Annotated in this window: 18 protein-coding genes; 10 read left to right on the forward strand and 8 right to left on the reverse strand. The window is 38.8% G+C overall.

Going from position 1 to position 17,538, the window contains the following annotated elements:
* The first annotated feature begins 211 nt into the window (after positions 1–211).
* Complete coding sequence (locus JWG41_RS04980) at positions 212–562, forward strand: hypothetical protein (protein ID WP_232373710.1); 351 nt, start codon at positions 212–214, stop codon at positions 560–562.
* Positions 563–696: 134 nt separating this feature from the next.
* Here the strand turns inward: JWG41_RS04980 and JWG41_RS04985 are convergent, their stop codons facing one another.
* The 6 genes from JWG41_RS04985 to JWG41_RS05010 form a co-directional block, all read right to left on the reverse strand.
* Positions 697–1,158, reverse strand: coding sequence for a hypothetical protein (locus JWG41_RS04985; protein WP_205268859.1), 462 nt, complete (start codon positions 1,156–1,158; stop codon positions 697–699).
* Between the two features lie 10 nt (positions 1,159–1,168).
* On the reverse strand, positions 1,169–2,683 hold the full coding sequence (locus JWG41_RS04990) for an outer membrane beta-barrel protein (RefSeq protein ID WP_205268840.1): 1,515 nt from the start codon (positions 2,681–2,683) through the stop codon (positions 1,169–1,171).
* A 179-nt stretch (positions 2,684–2,862) separates the two neighbouring features.
* Positions 2,863–4,152 (reverse strand): CCA tRNA nucleotidyltransferase, encoded by a 1,290-nt coding sequence (locus tag JWG41_RS04995; protein WP_205268841.1) that lies wholly within the window; start codon positions 4,150–4,152, stop codon positions 2,863–2,865.
* Entirely contained in the window at positions 4,143–4,565 is a 423-nt protein-coding gene (locus tag JWG41_RS05000) for a Fur family transcriptional regulator (protein ID WP_135588835.1), read from the reverse strand. The genes JWG41_RS04995 and JWG41_RS05000 overlap by 10 nt, the downstream gene beginning before the upstream one ends.
* 32 nt (positions 4,566–4,597) lie before the next feature.
* Positions 4,598–4,963 (reverse strand): hypothetical protein, encoded by a 366-nt coding sequence (locus JWG41_RS05005; protein WP_232373713.1) that lies wholly within the window; start codon positions 4,961–4,963, stop codon positions 4,598–4,600.
* The gene (locus JWG41_RS05010) at positions 4,960–5,373 is read right to left on the reverse strand and encodes a ribonuclease HI family protein (protein WP_205268842.1); all 414 of its coding nucleotides are present in this window, start codon (positions 5,371–5,373) and stop codon (positions 4,960–4,962) included. Before JWG41_RS05010 ends, JWG41_RS05005 begins: the two co-directional genes overlap by 4 nt.
* A gap of 211 nt (positions 5,374–5,584) precedes the next feature.
* Between JWG41_RS05010 and JWG41_RS05015 the strand changes: the two genes are divergently transcribed.
* On the forward strand, positions 5,585–6,574 hold the full coding sequence (locus JWG41_RS05015; RefSeq protein WP_205268843.1) for a class I SAM-dependent methyltransferase: 990 nt from the start codon (positions 5,585–5,587) through the stop codon (positions 6,572–6,574).
* 3 nt (positions 6,575–6,577) lie between these two features.
* Here JWG41_RS05015 and JWG41_RS05020 read toward each other — a convergent pair whose 3' ends face one another.
* Both JWG41_RS05020 and JWG41_RS05025 read right to left on the reverse strand, forming a co-directional pair.
* Positions 6,578–7,318 (reverse strand): motility protein A, encoded by a 741-nt coding sequence (locus JWG41_RS05020; protein ID WP_205268844.1) that lies wholly within the window; start codon positions 7,316–7,318, stop codon positions 6,578–6,580.
* Entirely contained in the window at positions 7,315–9,498 is a 2,184-nt protein-coding gene (locus JWG41_RS05025) for a hypothetical protein (RefSeq protein WP_205268845.1), read from the reverse strand. Before JWG41_RS05025 ends, JWG41_RS05020 begins: the two co-directional genes overlap by 4 nt.
* Positions 9,499–9,619: 121 nt before the next feature.
* On the opposite strand from JWG41_RS05025, the gene JWG41_RS05030 reads away from it, so the two are divergent.
* From JWG41_RS05030 to JWG41_RS05065, 8 genes are all read left to right on the forward strand, one after another.
* Positions 9,620–11,161: a cellulose synthase family protein gene (locus JWG41_RS05030; protein ID WP_205268846.1), complete on the forward strand. Its 1,542-nt coding sequence runs from the start codon at positions 9,620–9,622 to the stop codon at positions 11,159–11,161.
* 77 nt (positions 11,162–11,238) lie between these two features.
* Complete coding sequence (locus tag JWG41_RS05035) at positions 11,239–11,517, forward strand: hypothetical protein (protein WP_002973362.1); 279 nt, start codon at positions 11,239–11,241, stop codon at positions 11,515–11,517.
* 168 nt (positions 11,518–11,685) lie between these two features.
* Positions 11,686–12,687 carry a 4Fe-4S dicluster domain-containing protein gene (locus JWG41_RS05040; RefSeq protein WP_205268847.1) on the forward strand — a complete coding sequence of 334 codons (1,002 nt, stop codon included), beginning with the start codon at positions 11,686–11,688 and terminating at the stop codon, positions 12,685–12,687.
* Positions 12,688–12,700: 13 nt separating this feature from the next.
* On the forward strand, positions 12,701–13,591 hold the full coding sequence (locus JWG41_RS05045) for a hypothetical protein (protein ID WP_205268848.1): 891 nt from the start codon (positions 12,701–12,703) through the stop codon (positions 13,589–13,591).
* A gap of 35 nt (positions 13,592–13,626) precedes the next feature.
* Positions 13,627–14,088, forward strand: a complete 462-nt coding sequence (locus tag JWG41_RS05050; protein WP_015681600.1) for a PTS sugar transporter subunit IIA — start codon at positions 13,627–13,629, stop codon at positions 14,086–14,088.
* Positions 14,089–14,092: 4 nt separating this feature from the next.
* Positions 14,093–14,971 (forward strand): ABC transporter permease subunit, encoded by an 879-nt coding sequence (locus JWG41_RS05055; protein WP_205268849.1) that lies wholly within the window; start codon positions 14,093–14,095, stop codon positions 14,969–14,971.
* A gap of 2 nt (positions 14,972–14,973) precedes the next feature.
* Positions 14,974–15,750: an ABC transporter permease subunit gene (locus tag JWG41_RS05060; protein WP_205268850.1), complete on the forward strand. Its 777-nt coding sequence runs from the start codon at positions 14,974–14,976 to the stop codon at positions 15,748–15,750.
* On the forward strand, positions 15,740–17,383 hold the full coding sequence (locus tag JWG41_RS05065) for a PEGA domain-containing protein (protein WP_205268851.1): 1,644 nt from the start codon (positions 15,740–15,742) through the stop codon (positions 17,381–17,383). Before JWG41_RS05060 ends, JWG41_RS05065 begins: the two co-directional genes overlap by 11 nt.
* Positions 17,384–17,538 lie beyond the last annotated feature (155 nt).

Consider the following 17,538-nt stretch of genomic DNA (forward strand, 5'->3'; position numbering starts at 1 on the left):
ATGATGAATCGCGATACAATGAGTGAATGAATACAAAATCCGTCGATCTTCTAATGATTATTGATATTCAACAAATTGATCCTTTCATTTTATAGAGGAAAGAATGGGAGGGTTTGTGAACAGATCCCTGATATTAATGATAATGTTTGGTGCAGTTTCCTGTGCTCGTACCTTGGAAGTAAAAAACCAAGAGAGTCTTTTTGAAAACTGTATGAAGACCTTTCAAGATGAAGTAAAGTGTCGAGATTTTATGTCGAAATCGGCAAAAGACATGCAATCGGAAGATGAAAAACGCGAAGAAGTCCTAGCTCAACTAACAGCGGAACAACTTGCGGGTATGAAACTTCGACAAGAGATCAAAGATACCTTACCTGGTAAAAATGGAAATTTTGTAAGAGGGTATATCGGTGATCCAGACGAAATCAAACGCGGGGGAGATCGGGAATATTGGGTGTATAAAAGACCCATCAGTAAGTTTTCAGGCGAATCTCCTCCTGATAAAGAAATTACTGTAATCTTTCGAAGATACTTTGTTGAAAAGGTAGACTACAAAAAGCCATAAAACTTCCAATAGTATTTAACTCTAGTTTGGCTGTTGCTATTGTGATGTGGTCACTTCGAAATAATATGATCTAGTTGGAAAGGATTTGAGAGAAGAAAGTAGTCAGGAGAGAATATCTCCTGACTTAAGGTTTGTTAGTATACTAAGTAACTAGCCAAGTCGACTGTTGTGCCTGCTGCTGTTGTATACGATTTGTTACAATCTGCAAACGCACCCGCAAGGGCTTGTTGCGCTAGGCCATAGGTAAACTGAGGTAAGTTACAAGGTTGGATCGGATCATTGACCTTTTTAAGGACACATTCCTTCAAAGCATTCAAATCATCTGTTGTTTTACCTTCTAATTTTGTTAGAGAACAACCTGTTCCTGCGTTGAAGTATTCTTTTCCACCAACGCAAGAGTTTGCTGCGAAATAAACGCCAACGCAAATTTGTTGCACCTCGTTGAAACTCCCTGCGTTTACTAGGTAAAGTAGAGCTGTTGGGTTATCTTCTTTTTTAGCACGAGAATCTGTGCAGCTAACAAGGCCAGCTGCCAGAAGGACTGCTAAAGAGATTCCTACTAAGCCGGATTTAAAGGATTTCTTATTCATTTTCATCATTTTCTCCTTAGAATTTCGCTACCATACCGACGATAATACCATTTTGGTGGGAAGCCGGTCTTCCGGAAGTGTCTATGAATTGTTGTCCAGGACCCCAATCTCTTCTTAAGTCTACTTTTACTTGGAGGTTTTCCGTTAAGTTGAAAGTAGGTGTGAAAGTGAGAGTTTTGATTTGTCCATAGTTACTAACCGCTCTTGCACCAATAGAATCTTGGAACTTAAGGTCGTATCTGTCAGCTGGAGTTACAGCAAATAGAGCAGGGTTTACTGCAAGCGATCCACCGTAACGTTTGTCATCTAGATACTCAAAACGGAAACCAAGTGCAAAGAAGTTCGTGAATTGATACTTCGCTTGTAGTTGGTAAGTTTGGTAAATTCTTTTGATTCTGTTTTCACGAGAGAAACTTGTGTCTTTTGTGAAACCAGCCGCAACTAAACCTGGATCTAATTCCGGAACATGTCCTGGCATCGCAGCATCTAACTTTGCTTTCGTGACTCCACTTGCTTCGTATCCAAATGCTGCTGTGTTTGTTTGTCCAGTTCTTTCACCATAAGTATAGTCAAAGATAGTGGTTAACTTGTCAGTAGGTTTGAAGATCAAAATTAAGTTTTGAATCATCCAATGGTCAGTTTTGAAAGCTGATTGTTTAGGGAAAGATGTTCCAGTTGCTTGTTCAAGGTAGTATACGGAGTTGTCTGCTCTACCTTTGATGTTATCGTTGGCTTGCAATGTGTTCCAAACTACTTGGAATTTATCAGGCACTACATCATACTTTACTTGAGTTCCAATTGCCCTAGTAGGGTTTGGTCCATCCGCATAAGCATGTTGAGAAGTGTTTGTTAAACTAGATCCACTGGCTGGATCACCGTAAGGCAATAATCCATTGTAACCAAATTGTTGTCCGTTTCCTGTGTAACCAGTTCCTTGTGCACTATTGTAAAGATAGAAACTTGTTGAAAGTCTATCGTTCACTTGGAGGTTTGCTCTCGCACCTGTATGGATAAATGGGATTGTGTTAAAGAACACATAACCAATCGTGTAAGCGATGTTATCCTTTGAGTCAAGAAGCTCTAATCCGATATGTGTTGCCATCTTACCTACGTCAACTGTCAACCCTTTCAAAACTGGGAAGTATGCTGAAACATAAGCTTGTTGTAACAACTGCATATTATGAAGGGAGTTTGTTGTTTGGTACGGACGTTCTTGGTACATGTTGTTCTGTCCGTTTTGCATATCCAAACGGAAACCCCATGGACTTTCTTTGTCCGCCAATTTCTCCATAGAGAGTTTCACTGCATTTACAGCAAACTGCTTGTTGTAAGTGTGGAAAGTTCCCGATGTATCTTGCGTAGCCCCTTGCCGGTTGTTTGTAGTATAGTTATAGTATACGTCCACATATCCGGAAAAATTTACCAACTCATACCAAGACTTGTCCTTTTCCTTTTTATCCTGAGCAAAAAGGGAAGCCTGGGAAAATAAGGTAGCAACGATCGTCGCCAACAGAGTGTATTTATTTCTCATTTGCCATTTCTCCTATGTGAACTTGTTGTGCAAGTTGTGTACCAGGTTGGCGGAGATCTTTGGACACAAAGGAAGAAAAAAAGAGAAACACTGTATTTGAATGGGTTCTCGCGGAAAAAAAAAGAGTTTTTGATTAATAAAAGAACAATTTGAGATTCAATTTCAAGAGCGCTTAGAAATTAAATGATCAAATTGCTTATTAATTGAGCAGAGTGATGTAATAGTCTAGAATATTCATTTTCTTTAGGCGAGTGTAGGACAAGGTCTAAAAGTTGGTTTAGAATGATTCCATAGTTGGTTTTTGCCAGATCGGGGAAAGATTCCGCCAGATGGTTGCCGTTGATTTTCAAATCGGTGAGGAGAAGGGGTGGATTTTGCTCCCAAATGCGAGCCATTTCGACCGCGGTGGTGGATCCGAATAGGGGGGTGAGTTTTTGGATCCATTCGGAATCAATAGAGAATCGTGATTGGAAATGGCGTTTAACAGGCGCTAAATAATCTTTCTTAATTACAAACACATCGATACCGTTAGCCGTTTGTGTTTTTTCCCATTTGGTTAAAAATTCGAAAAACAACAAACAGTCTTTGGTATTCAGACCGGAGAATTTTAAAGTTCTTAAAATGACTTCTAACTCTTTGGATGAGAATTCACTTATGAGCGCATAAAATGCTAACGCCAATTGCATTCCTGTTAAATCTTTGGAAGTTTGGTCTAATTTTTCTAAAACAATATCCTTAGGAAATAATCGGTCAGGCAGGGTAGGAAGGAAAATTTGAAAGATACTTTCTTCGGCCAAAAGTTGTATCATACGAGATGGTTTCGGACCCAAAAAGGATTTCAATACTTCATCTTGAAAACGTTCTAACGATATTTTTTTGGTGATTTGTTTTGTTTCTTGGATTGCCTTTTTAGTTTCTGGTTCGATTGAAAAATCCAATGTACTCGCAAATCGTAAGGCACGAATGGGGCGTAAGCCATCTTCAGTAAATCGTTTGATAGGGTTGCCAATAGTTCGGATCGTTTTTTGTTCGATATCGTTTAACCCAAAATGTTCATCCACAAGAATCCCCGTTTTTAAATTGAGAGCTAGGGCATTCATTGTAAAATCCCTTCGTTTTAAATCCTCAGAGAGTGTGGTTCCAAATTCAACAAAATCGGGGCGCCTTCCATCCGTATAATCTTTGTCTATGCGGTATGTTGTGACTTCATAATTGATTTTGTCTAAAACGACCGTTACTGTTCCATGTTCGATTCCTGTGTCGATCACAGTTCGAAATAAACGTTTTACTTGTTTGGGCTCTGCGTTTGTTGTTAGATCGTATTCTTTGGGAATTTTACCCATTACCAAATCACGTACAGATCCACCGACAAGGTAACATTCATACCCGGCACCTTTCAATGCGGAGTCAATTTGAATTAAATGATTTAGATAGTGATTCGGGACTAAGGATGGAATGTCTATTGGCAATTTCTACATTTGCCTCTAAAAACAATTTCCACTGATTCTGTAGAAAAACCTTTTAATTGTTTGGTGGAAGGAATTCCATTCCAAGGATCATCGATACATTCAATTTTGCCACAATTGTTGCAAATTAAGTGTCCATGAGCTTTGGAGACAATATGGTTCCCATCAGACTTTAACTCAAAATAGGTGACTCGATCTGTGGAGTGGAGTGAGTTTAATAGGTTTTTTTCTTCTAAATCGGATAAAGCTCTGTAGATGGTAACTCGATCCCAGGATTCCTCTTTGGGAAGTTTTTCCATGATTTCCTGGTGGTTTAAAGGCCTGGGAGATCCCTGTAGAATGGACAAAACTTGTTCGCGGTTTTTTGTTACCTTGAGTCCGATTTTTTTTAATATTTGAGAAGGATCTCCAGCCATGATTTGTTTATCCTGCGATGGGGGGAGATTGTCTATTCTAAAATCACGTTGGTTTTCCAGATTTCCCAATACCGAATTCCCATTCGAGTATGAACTTGCAGAAATTCTTCAATTTCCTTCCCCTTGTTTTTTTCTACGATCACAGGAGCAATTCCCAAATCTAATTTTCGATTGAGGATGGTGTCGATTTCTTCCCTTGCCGATCTTGTTATTTTTTCACAGTCTTCTTTTCTTTCTGTCAGTTGGGATTTATTTTTTTCGCAGAAAATGGCAGAGGAAAAGGGGGATTCAGAATCCAATAAATCATCCAATTGACGAGAGGCTGATTTTTTACAATGGGATATAGTAAGGACTAAAACAAAAATAGAGAGTAGGTTTCCTAGAATTCGTACAATCAATTCTTTGTATCCTGTGCAATGTTTGCCAATTGGTCGGCCCTTGCATTTTGTTCCCGTGGAATGTATTGAATTTCAAAATTTTGAAAGGAAGATTTTAAAGATTCACATTTGTTTTTGAAAACAAGGAGATCTTTATTTTTTACTTTGTATTCACCTTTCATCTGTTTGACGACAAGTTCGGAATCCAATCGAAACCTAATTTTTTGTAAATTTTGTTTGATTGCTTCTTCCATTCCTCGATACAAGGCTTGCCACTCTGCGACATTGTTTGTGGCGTTTCCGATTTTTTCCGATAAAGAAAAAAACTCGATTCCATCATTATTTTGAAAGGAAACACCGATGGCAGCGGGGCCCGGATTTCCGCGGGAACTACCGTCACAATAAATGAAGGTGGTATCTTTAGTGGACATAGCCGACAGTGTTTTCTCTGATCTCTCTTCAACCAATCAAAAACACGAACTGAATTTAAAAAAATCATTTGGATTTTGATTTATGAAGGACTTTTTTGGCGGGCCGTGGTAGATGGAGCGTATTGGGTGGCGGGTGGATAACCCCACCCAGTCTAGATAGGGCGGGGACATCTACCTAAAAACTCCCAACCGCCCCTAAAAAGGAAATTCCATGACCGAACGGGGATTTGGTGCCCTTACCATGTTTGAAAACCGCCTTCGCAAACTGAAGAAAGAACGCGAAAAATGGGCGAAACGAGAATCCATCGAATGTTACCGAATTTATTCGGAAGACATTCCGCAAGTATCCTGTATTTTGGATCGTTATCCTAGTGGATTGGTTTTATACGATAAAAGTTCCTTACGTTTCCAAGCAGAAGAAGGACATGACGAACGTTTTGGTCGCATCGCCTCGATTGTTCGCGATGTATTTCAAATCGATGAAGAACATCTGTTTTTGAAAAGACGTAACAAACAAAAAGGTTTAGACCAATACGATAAATTATCCATCGAAGGAAACTTTGAATGGGTAAAAGAATCTAACTTGGAATTTCGCACCAATCTTTCTGATTATTTGGACACGGGACTTTTTTTAGATCATCGTATCACAAGAGAATGGATTCGAAAAGCATCCAAGGGAAAATCAGTATTAAATTTATTTTCTTATACGGGAGCTTTCTCCGTCTATGCAGCGTCAGGTGGAGCCACAAAAACAAAAAGTGTAGATCTTTCGAAAACTTATTGTGATTGGGCGCTTCAAAATTTAGAACACAATGGGTTCAAGTCAACGAATCATCAAATTGTAAATGCTGACATTTTACAGTGGATGGAAGAGGAAACAAAAAATCCGAACCGAGAACGTTATGATTTAATTTTTCTGGATCCACCAACCTTCTCCAATAGTAAAAAAATGAGAGAAGAGTGGGACGTACAAACCAAACACAGGAATCTTCTTTTGTTACTTTTAACAAAGTTTTTATCTGATGATGGGGAGATTTGGTTTTCTACTAATTTTAGAAAATTCAAAATGGAAGTGGATGAGGAAGAGTGGAAACAACGTGGATTTCAGTGTACAAATCGTACTAAGGAATCGATTCCAGTGGACTTTCGCGATGAAAAAATCCACCAACTATTTTGTATCCAACCAGAATCAATTTCCTGAGTTTTAGTATTTTACGAAGGGATCAATTCTTTCCGCAAGAATCCTTCTGTTTTCACCCGACTGTAGAGATAAAATCCCTCGCATGATGGCTTGTCGTTCGTTACTGTCTTGTTTGGCGATCACTTTCAGTTGGTTGGAAATAGGAAGTAGGATTAAGTTGGCAAAAGAAATCCCGTAAAAGGTGGCGATAAACGCTGTCGCGATTCCTTGCCCAAGAACCTTTGTCCCTCCATCTAAATTTTCCAAAACAGTCACAAGGCCAAGCACAGTTCCAATGATACCCACAGTTGGAGAAAATCCGGCAGCAGTTTCAAATACTTTTGCAGATTTTAAATCGTTCTTTTCTTCTTCTTCATGAGCTTCCCAAAGAATCTCTTCAATGGTTCGGGGATCAGACCCATCCACAATCAACTGGATTCCTTTTTGTAAAAATGGATTGTCTAGTTTTTTTGCCTCGTCTTCTAAAGACAAGAGCCCATCTTTTCTAGCCTTTTCCCAAAATCGAAAGAAAACAAGTTTTAGATCGTTTTCTTTTTTTCTAGAAAGGACAAATCTTGTATCCCTTGCGGCTTTCGTTACTTGTGAGATGGAATAGGATGCAAAAGTGGCACCTAACGTTCCACCAACGATGAGTAACATGGCGGGTAAATGGAAGAAGGAACGTAAGGAAGCACCTTCAATCAAAATGGCAACAAAGACCGACAAAACGGCCGCGAGAATTCCGAGTATTGTGGAATGGATCATTGGATTCTTGCCTCTCTCACATCAGGTCGAGTGCTCAACCTTCGAAGTGAATCTTTTTTTTCTATAACTTCATTTTTCAATCGTTCCCAAATCACTGACTCTGGATTTTCTCTCATCCTTAATCCGATGATTGGTTCGACTTCTTTCCAATTCTCTTGGTTGATAAAAAGTCTAACTCGAGCTAACTCTAGTTCGTTGGCCTGGTCGATTTGATTGTTGGATCTATAAAATTTTTCTAAAGAACCCATTGTCAAAAGTGCATGGTTCCAATCTCCCAAGGATTCGAACATAGGAATCAAAGAATTCCAAGCAAATTCTTGAAACTCGGGATCAGAACTAAGATCTTCAAGAATCGGAATGTATTCGGCTTCTGGAGTTGTGAATTTTAAACTATTAAAAGCAATTCGTAATAAATCTGGTTTTGGTGGTTCGAATTTTCTAGCAACGGCAATGGCATCTAATGCCAGTTTGTTTTGTCCGATGTTATGATAAAACCTGGCATATTCGGCAAAGGATTCGTAATATAGATGTTTGATCTCTAAGGCATCCTTTCGTAAGTCACCGGAGGAATACTTTAAAATCGAATCCAATGCAGTAACCACTTCCAAGGTTGTGGTGTTATCCAATTTCTCTGCAAAATATTTGAGTTTCCAATCCACGGGGAGAGTGTTCGCAAATCCAATTTTGGATTCTAAATAACTCGGATAATAAATATCAAAGTTCCAATAAGACTTTCTACTCAAAAGGGAAAGGGCATTGATATGATGGAATTGATTGGATTTGTTTCTGGTTGTCAGAATGAGGAATGGATGTTGTTCCTGGCTCAATCGTTCTATATAGGAAATGATTTGTGATTGGTTGGAGCTTAGTCCCAGAACAACGGTTTTTCCTTTGATTTCTGAACGTTTCGGCAAAAAAGGATTGGATGGAAAAGGTAAAACCGATTTGTAAAAAATATAATCCTCATCATTGAATGCGATATTTGTAATCGCAAAAGGAATGGGGTCAAAAATTTCTTTTTTTGAAAACGGGGAGTTGGTTCTGATTGTTGGCGGTGAAAAGAAAAGTAATACAATGATGGTTGCCATGACCAACATCAAAATTCTTGGCAAACGTACAATGTGTTTTTGCATTAGGTAGGGATACATCAACACCGGAACAAATAACAGTGCTGAGACGGTACGGAGGCCCATCGGTAAGTTCCAAAAGTATAACAAAAAGGAAAGACCAAGATAAATACTGGTTTCTAATCCAATCAACATATACTCTTTATAAGCAGTTTTGTTTGGTTTAAAAAATCCAACGATGGAACCTGTGATGATACAAAGGGCAATAAAGAAGGAACTCCAATAGGTTTGGTAGATAAAAAAGAAAAAAGCAAATAGAAGGGCAACCCTTCCAATGAGAAACACCGCTTTTGTTTCTTTCTTTAATCCACCGAGTAGTGATAAAACTCTTCCAAAAATCACAGAGAATGACACAGAAAGGATCAGTGGTATTTTGGGTCCGGGTTGAAAGTATAAATGTAAAATACAATACGAGATGAGTAACGATAATGCCGATCTATAAAATGGAGCAAATAACGGATGTTTGCCGATTTTGGAACGAATTTTATAAAACTTACTGGAGTAGGGGTTTCTCTGTAAAAGACTATTCACCAAATATAAAGACAATAGTATGTAAAGAACTGCGAGCAAAACCTTCATGGAATAGTTTTGGTTGGGTTCAAATAAGGAATAAAAAGTAAAAGCCGTCACACCGAGGGCAAAACTTAAAAAACGAAAGTCCCGTAAGGAACCTCCATAAACGCCTACTGCAAATGCAGAGAGAATTCCACTCAGCAATACCAACTCAAAAGAAAAGATATAATCGATAAGAAACTCGGCGGAGTTAGCTCGGAGAAACCAAAAGATTTGGAGAATGGCTGCCACAAGAAGTGCGATGGCCAATCCAACGGGTAACGTTTGTTTGTATTTTCTGTAAATGAATCCAACAGAAAAAGAAATCACAAGAAGTATCTGTAATACAGGATAGGCGGTATCTGTTCTGTCGATTAGAGCAAGTTCAGACCCGGCAACATAAAAAAATAGAGAGAGCACATAACCGATGGAAAGGCTAAGACTAAACTCGAGTGAGGGGAAGAGGCCGGTTTCCCAGAAACGTTTCCATTGAGAATCCATAGAATTAGCTACCAAAGATGTTTTATGGGTCACATTCGCAAACTAAAGAAAATCTTATTTTATTTGGCGGTGCACAAAATGTTTGACCAAATGAGTCCTTGTGCCGATTTTGACTATAACTATGCTAATGTTTTTATCTATATCCTTTTTGGTTCTTTACGGCTTTGATATTTTGGTTCTGTTCTACTTCGGTTTACACACCTACCTCATGGTGTTTCTGTATAGCAGATACAAACAAAACTGTGCGGAGGACGAAACAAAACTCCTTTCTTTAAAGGATAAAAACCTTCCTACGGTTACAGTTCAACTCCCTATTTTTAACGAATTCTATGTCGTGGATCGTTTGATTGAATCTGCATGTAACCTCGAATATCCTGCAAAAAAACTCCAAATCCAAGTCCTTGACGATTCCACTGATGAAACTGTGGAAAAGGTGGCGACCCTTGTTGCTCAGTACAAGAAAAAAGGAATTTGGATCGAACACGTTCATAGAACCAACCGCAAAGGTCACAAAGCAGGCGCTCTCGATGAAGGAATGGCAAAAGCAAAAGGCGATTATATTGCTATTTTTGATGCGGATTTCACTCCAGACTCCGATTTTCTCCTTCGCACTATGGGATATTTTGAAGACGAATCCATAGGAATGGTCCAAACACGTTGGGGCCATATCAACGAAACATATAATATTTTAACCAAAGCCCAAAGTTTTGGAATCGATGGCCACTTTATGATCGAGCAGGTCGCGAGAAATGGTGCAAGCCTTTGGATGAACTTCAATGGTACTGCAGGAATCTGGAAACGCGCTTGTATTGAAGACGCTGGCGGTTGGGAACATGACACCCTCACAGAAGACTTCGATCTTTCTTATCGTGCCGAACTAAAAGGTTGGAAATTCCGTTATATTAAAGACGTAGTTTGTAAGGCAGAAATCCCGGCGACTATGAACGCTTATAAAGCACAACAATTCCGTTGGTGCAAAGGTTCGATCCAAACGGCAGTCAAACTCATCCCTAGAATTTGGAAATCAAACGAATCTTGGAAAATTAAAGGGGAAGCGATTACGCACCTCATCAATTATTCTGTACATCCACTGATGATCATCAATATCCTTCTTACGGCTCCACTTCTCCTTATGGAATTTTGGGCAGGGTTTAAGATGGATGACCTCCCAATGGAGATTCTTTTTGGATCGGCCGCAGTGCTTTCCATTGGATCCATGGGACCTGTGATTTTCTATGCATACTCCCAACGCGAAATCCACAAAAACTGGAAATCCAAATTGGTTTACCTTCCCATCCTTGTGATGATTGGAACAGGGATTGCTGTGATGAACACATACGCCTGGGTGGAAGCCGTTTTTGGCGTCCAATCGGGTTTCAAACGCACCCCAAAACTCAGACTTGAGAAAGATGGGGATAGTTTGCAGGACAAAATCAAATACGTAGTCCCAGTAGATTACCGAGCTTTCCTCGAGTTTTTTATGGGTGCCTATTGTGTATTTTGTATCTACCTTTCCTTTATGGTCGGAAAACCATACATGATCGGTTTTATGGTTCTCTATTCTATCGGTTTTTTCTATGTCTCTTATCTTTCTGTGGCGGAGTCGTTCTGGAAATTCAAACCAGCGACCAAGGCAGAAAAGGAACTTCGTGCCGTCGCTTAGGAAGAGCGATGGTACTTACTTGACGAAACCCTTCCTTCCAAAAAGCTGTAAATTCAACCTAGGTCCAGGGGTCATCCATGAGTGAAAAAGTCTACTGCGCGAACTGTTTGCATTGTGTTGTGGTTCGCCAATACGAATCGGAGCAAGATAAATACATTCTTCGAGTAAAATGTAATAAGAAGAAATGGTCTAAACGTTCCGGTGAAGAAAAACTTTATAAATACTTTACAGTGGCTCGCCGTATGCAAACCAACTGCGAGTATTATGAAGAAATGGGAGAGATTCTACCTTATATCAAGAACTTGAAAAAAGAACTCCCAATCAAAGACGAAATCTACATGGTGAAAGCCGTCTAAATTATTATCGGCGTGTTGTTCCCCAGGTTACCTCGCGCCTTCGCTCGCAAACTTCACAAAACTGAAAACAAGAAAGAACGGACGATTCAGGGTCAATTCCTGATCCCCGTTCCTGCGGGCAGCGTTCTCTCCGATTCCTATCCCACTCGAGTCACACATGGTCAAGTTATGCTCGCACATAACGGAACAAAGGTGCTGGCTCCAGTCAATGGGGTAGCCAATCTAACTCCAGACCAAAAATACTTCCAAATTAAACAGGATGGATCTTGGTCTACCACCTCTCCATATCATTTTAAGAAATATGATTTAGTGACTCTACTCGAGTCTTTTGATATTGGTGCTTTGTATTCTTTGGATTTGTTGGAAACTCCTCTCAAGGATTATTTTCAAAAATTTAACAAAGATTCGGCGTTTAAAATTGTATTATCGCCATTTTGTAGATACCAACATCTTAACTTTGAAGAAATGATCCTTCGGGATATGAAAGATGCCTATCTAGCATTTATCGAACTTTTGCAACTGGTATTTCCTAAAGCAGAAGTATCGAATTTTTTTGAAGTGCCCACTTTGGATTTTGAACACCCGAATGGAATTCCTGAGTATTTTTTGCACAAACAATTCAATGAATCTGTGGATAGGGCAAGAAAGGCTTTAATCCAACATGAAGTTTTGTTTTTAGGTGCAGAAACAATATTCCATATCTTGCGAAAGTTATACTATAACGAACCTTTCACGAAAAGGCACCTCGCTGTGTTTTTAGTGGATCGTAAGGGAAGAATGGATGTTGAACCGCGTCAGTTTTTTTTAACCAACGGACAAGCATTGGGTTTCATTCCAGCAAACTTAGACAAACGATACAAAATTGCTTCGTTTGAAACTGTGTTTGAAGAAGTAAAACCAATGGATGTAGGTTCTCTTGGTTACTTTAATATATACGAACATTACTCCATTACCTTATACGAAAAACTTCCTGCATCTAGAAAGGAATTCAGTTGTATTGATTGTATGGAGTGTAATAACTACTGTCCAACGCATGCAAATCCAGTACAACTCATCAAAGGCAAAATAGAAGAGTTTGAAAAGATCCAATGTGTTTCTTGTGGAATTTGTACGGTGTATTGCCCTTCCGGTATTGATATTCGGAAACGAATCGAAGGAGTTGTTGTTTAACAACAATTAAGTTATGTTAAAGAATCTTTATATTCTATCTGAAAATAGTTGGGGAGTGAAATCATCGGAGATATTTGCTGATTTCTTTTATTTTTTGACTCTGATGGGGTTTCTTGGATATTCTTTGGCTCATGTTCTACCCATTCCTATTTTACCCATTGTTATCACTTCCGTACTCACTTTAATTTATTTTGGTTTTTGTATTCGCGCCAATCAATCACCTTATTGGTTAGGACTACTGTCGCAGTTAATCCTTGTTTTTCTTATATTGCCTACGAGTTGGTTGCATCCCATTTTGTTGCCAGTAGCATTTCTTTTTGCTTTGGTGGTTCATTATTTCCTAGGCCAACAGTATTCATTACGAGTTCCTATTTTTAGTTTGGTTCTGTTCTTTGTTCTGATTTGGGATACTGTGTTTTCCTTATTGGGATATTCCTTTCGAACTCCTGTGGAACTTGTTTCTTGGACTGGGATTTCTTTTGAGAATTCCATTCTTCCTTTGAAACTCCCATGGTTTAGCAATGTTCCTTGGAAGGGGATAGAGTTTTTATCTTTTGCAGATAGCCTTGGTATTTATGTTCTTGTCGGAGTTGCTTGGGTATCGTTTCGAAGGACCGTCTTACTTGGTTTTTTCTTGGGATGGCTTTTGTTGTTTTCCCTTTGGGGAATTGGTTCGGGCCAGTTGAGTTTTAATTGGATTCTTTCTTATTCCGCAATTGCCTTCTTTTTGCACATGAGTCCGGGTCGAAATTTTTACGGATCTTATTATGTTTCCTTACTTGGTTTTGTCATTTTACTTCCCATCGCCTTTTTTGTGGGTAAAATGGGGATAAGTGCCGTTTTAGTATTGGTTGTTTTTTTTCTTTTGGAAGGCCTCTTAGTTAGGGTTTTTCTTGGAAAATAAGTCGATCTTGAAAAGGTGGGAGTAAGTTATACCATATGAATCAACTTCTGGAGATTCTTGACCCTAAAAATATCATTTTCGATTTCAAAGCATCTACGAAAGAAGATGCCATTCGAAAAATGATCTCCCATATGGTCGCCACACAATCGTTAGATCCAAGCCATGAAGAGGAAACCGTTTCCTCCCTAATGAATCGGGAGAAGTCTATGTCTACCGGCATAGGAAGTGGAGTTGCCATTCCACATTGTTCCGTTCATTATGTGAATGAGTTAAAATGTGCTATGGCAATTGCACCTCAAGGAATCGACTTTGATGCACTTGATCACGGTTTGGTTCAAATTTTTATTATGCTTATTGTTCCTAAGAACAAGTTCCAAGATCATATCAAAACTTTGGCTTTGATTGCAAAAACACTCAACATTCCTGAAGAAAGAGAAAAACTCATCAAAGCCAAAAATTTCGAAGAAATCCAAAAGGCATTCCTTTCCAAAAGTTAATCCAGTGAAGTCGGAAGTTTTCCGTTTTCTGTATTTTTTGTTACTGTTATCTTGTATCAGTAGTTTTGTTTCTGAATTCCACACAAAAGATAAATCCTATTTGTATGCTGATGCGGGAATGACCGAGATCCAAACTCAAGAAAATAGTTTTTTATCTTCCTATTTCCAATTTTGGAAATCTTTGGTTTTGGAATCGGGTGGTAAAACTGATAATGGAGAGACGGTTTATTCTCATATCGGAACTCGTTTTCTTTCTACTTTTCATTTAGCCATCTTTAGTATTCTTTTTGGTTCTCTCCTTGCCTTTGCTCTTTCCCTTGCTGCCACATACTTCCGGTCAGGTTTGTTATACGATTTCGTATCTTTTAGTTCTCATTTGATTCTATCAACTCCCATTTTTATTGTCGCAATCCTCTTGTTACTTGCTTTTTTTTATCGATTGGAATGGTTCCCTCCGGGTGGATATGAATTGGGAAACACATACTATGTAGTTTTACCAGGAATTACTTTGGGTTCCCGTATTTATGCTCGTATGTCTTTGTATCTATTGCCAGAAATTCGTAAAGAAGCGGATTCTAAGTATGTGCAGTTATTACAAACAAGATCTTATCCTTGGAGTCATATTGTAGGAAAAGAAATCTTCTTAAAAGTTCTACCGATTGCACTGATTCTTTTGGTATTAGATTTTGGATCTTTGTTATCAGGAGCTATGGTAGTAGAAGAAATTTTCTTTTTCCCGGGAATTGGAAAGTCTTTATATTATTCGATTAAATCGATGGATACGAAGTTACTGGCAACATTACTTATGTATTCGGGGATTTTATTTTATGTTCTGAATCGTATTGGATTTTACTTACAAAGATTCTTTTCCGGTGGTGTCTAAAGATGGCTACCGTATCTATCTTAGTAAGGTTTTTCTTTTTTGGACTGATTCTTATTGGTGTGATTGTTTTATCTGCACCAGTAAACGTGGACCTAACCAATAACAATCTACCTATTTTTTCTCCTGGGTTTTTGGTAGGCACAGATAGGTTGGGTCGCGACAATTTTGCCTTATTTTGTTACGGATCTTTATCCACTATTGTTCTTGTTGTCCCAGCTCGTATTTTGACTATCTTTGTATCTTTTATTTTGTCCGCCTTTTCGCTTTTCTTTCCGAAAAGGTCGGAATGGATTCTTTCCGGAGTTGTTTCTGTTTCTCTCGCAATTCCGTCCTTACTTTCTGCTTTGGTTGTGATGAGTCTCTTGCCGAATCATCCGTTCGCTATTTTTATTGCGATTTTAGTTTCAGACTGGGCATTGTCTTATGAGACTCTCACCGCAAAAATTCGTGAAATCAAACAAAGTCCTTATCTATCGGCGTCTCTCTGCATGGGCGCAAAACCCTACCAACTCATCCTTTTGCATTATCTACCAGCCCTTCGGGATATGTTTGGTTTTTTGTTTTTTTCGGGATTACCTGCTGTGGTGATGACGACAGCCTTGTTTTCCTATTTGGGAATCCAAACATCGCTTGGTGATACCGGTCCTGGGCTTGGAGAACAGATCTCATTTTCTAAGGATTATTTTGATCAGTCTCCTGTTTCCGTTTTGCTTCCGATAGTTGCCATTTTAACTTTGGTGTATTCTTTGGGATCTAACCAGAAAAAGAATGAAACATAAAATTTCAGCATTATTCATCATCCTGGGACTTGTATCCAATACCTTACCCTTATATTCCATTGATGATTATTATAATTTTCCTAACCAAAGTTACAAAGGGAGTGTTCTCTATGAAACCTCTCGAAATTTATGTTTATTCCCTTTTGTTGCAACCACTCCTGATCCCACCAGAGAATACTTAATTAAAGGAATTCCTTCCGTTCTACTTTCTGAACTTCGCAATTTAGAATATACCTATGTGGAACATCCAAAGGCAAATGTCGTGTATCATTCCTTTGGAGAAGCACCCGTTTTGACTTTGCAAGAGAAGATTGATGCGGAATCTCCAAATGTAAAAAGAAAGAAGAAAGAGATTCGTGACGAAAATGATTTAGAAGACTTACGTTCTGGTAAAAAACAACTGGCTCCAGAAAAAGACCCACGTTATGTAAAGGTCACGATCAAACAATTATGGAATAAAAAGGCTCCTACACCGGATGAAGCCTTTGGTTTGGCGACAAAATTAAATTGTGATTATATCGTAAGTGGTTCCTTTGAGGTGAAAGATAACGAACTTTTGACCAAGGTGTTTCTTTATGACGACTTTGAAGGAAAAACAATCCCTTTTGAACACAAAACTTCTGTCATTCGAGCCTATCAAGAAATGGGCCCTCTTGGTGAATCCATTAGGGAAAAATTACAAGGAAAAGATACAACGACTGTGGAAGTTTCTACCGCGGGAGAAGAGGGGGCTCTTGTTTATTTAGATGGGATTTATTTGGGAAAAACTCCTTTAGTGGGAAAAAAATTTCCTGTCGGTAAACGATCGTTATTTGTATTTAAAGAAGGGTTCCATCCTTACAAACAAGAAATTCAGTTAGAAAAAGGAAAACCTTTTCCATTAGATGTGAAACTTTCCTTAAAATTAAGTAACTCATTTATTTCCGTGACTTCTAATGTTGAGTCCGATGTGTATTTAGGAATTCAGTATTTAGGCAAAACACCTATAAATCATATCGCCATTCCTTCTGGAATGAATCGATTGCGAATCTCAAAAGAAGGCCACATTGATAGTTTTCGCGCGGTGGATGCTCGCGATAATGAAGAAGTTGTGGTCGATGTGGAGATGAGAGAAGGAAAAACAGACGTTTATTATAAAAATAAACAGAATGTTTTTTTGGATCATACCTATAAAGATTTTGCCACCTATTCGTTGTATGGTTCTCTTTTGTTTTATGTAAGTTATGTTTATTTGAATTATGCTTCTAGACAAGCTTATTCAGCGGCCAGGTCTCAGGTAACTCTTGTGGATGCGAGAGCCATTTCTTCCTTTTATCAAAATAACCCCGATGAATTTTTCTTTTGGTATGGAGTGCAAAACTCGATCATTGATAACGCAGAATCAAAAGCCAGAAGTTTGAAAAGTATGGCGGGGACTTTGCCAATGGAGAATCGCAGGGACAGGCAACTGGTTGGCGGTCCTATGGTGATTATGATGGGACTTATGCTCGTATCGGCGGCTACTTTCTATATTTTAGGCCTAGATGAAGAGACTTTAGAATTTGGTTATTTGCCTTTGAATCCATCCTCTGTCAGCTACGGCCAGAGTTCTCGTGAAGGGTATGGGTATATGCAGTTTAACGTGCGTTACTGATAATATAATCACCCCGCCCTGATGTAGGGTGGGGAACTAGACCCGCCACCCAATGGTTTCCTTCTATCACAGATCTCTCCATCCATCAAATCCAAAGCCCATTCCTTAAAATTATTCTTCCCATAAGTTCACATTTCTGTCGTTACCAAACATTC

The organism is Leptospira chreensis, assembly GCF_016919165.1.
GTDB classification, from domain to species: Bacteria; Spirochaetota; Leptospiria; order Leptospirales; family Leptospiraceae; genus Leptospira_A; species Leptospira_A chreensis.

Coding starts and splice junctions, on each gene's coding strand:
- JWG41_RS04980 (WP_232373710.1), top strand. CDS start 212: ATGAAGACCTTTCAAGATGAAGTAAAGTGTCGAGATTTTATGTCGAAA.
- JWG41_RS04985 (WP_205268859.1), bottom strand. CDS start 1,158: ATGAAAATGAATAAGAAATCCTTTAAATCCGGCTTAGTAGGAATCTCT.
- JWG41_RS04990 (WP_205268840.1), bottom strand. CDS start 2,683: ATGAGAAATAAATACACTCTGTTGGCGACGATCGTTGCTACCTTATTT.
- JWG41_RS05000 (WP_135588835.1), bottom strand. CDS start 4,565: ATGGCTGGAGATCCTTCTCAAATATTAAAAAAAATCGGACTCAAGGTA.
- JWG41_RS05010 (WP_205268842.1), bottom strand. CDS start 5,373: ATGTCCACTAAAGATACCACCTTCATTTATTGTGACGGTAGTTCCCGC.
- JWG41_RS05015 (WP_205268843.1), top strand. CDS start 5,585: ATGACCGAACGGGGATTTGGTGCCCTTACCATGTTTGAAAACCGCCTT.
- JWG41_RS05020 (WP_205268844.1), bottom strand. CDS start 7,318: ATGATCCATTCCACAATACTCGGAATTCTCGCGGCCGTTTTGTCGGTC.
- JWG41_RS05025 (WP_205268845.1), bottom strand. CDS start 9,498: ATGGATTCTCAATGGAAACGTTTCTGGGAAACCGGCCTCTTCCCCTCA.
- JWG41_RS05030 (WP_205268846.1), top strand. CDS start 9,620: ATGCTAATGTTTTTATCTATATCCTTTTTGGTTCTTTACGGCTTTGAT.
- JWG41_RS05035 (WP_002973362.1), top strand. CDS start 11,239: ATGAGTGAAAAAGTCTACTGCGCGAACTGTTTGCATTGTGTTGTGGTT.
- JWG41_RS05040 (WP_205268847.1), top strand. CDS start 11,686: ATGCTCGCACATAACGGAACAAAGGTGCTGGCTCCAGTCAATGGGGTA.
- JWG41_RS05045 (WP_205268848.1), top strand. CDS start 12,701: ATGTTAAAGAATCTTTATATTCTATCTGAAAATAGTTGGGGAGTGAAA.
- JWG41_RS05050 (WP_015681600.1), top strand. CDS start 13,627: ATGAATCAACTTCTGGAGATTCTTGACCCTAAAAATATCATTTTCGAT.
- JWG41_RS05060 (WP_205268850.1), top strand. CDS start 14,974: ATGGCTACCGTATCTATCTTAGTAAGGTTTTTCTTTTTTGGACTGATT.
- JWG41_RS05065 (WP_205268851.1), top strand. CDS start 15,740: ATGAAACATAAAATTTCAGCATTATTCATCATCCTGGGACTTGTATCC.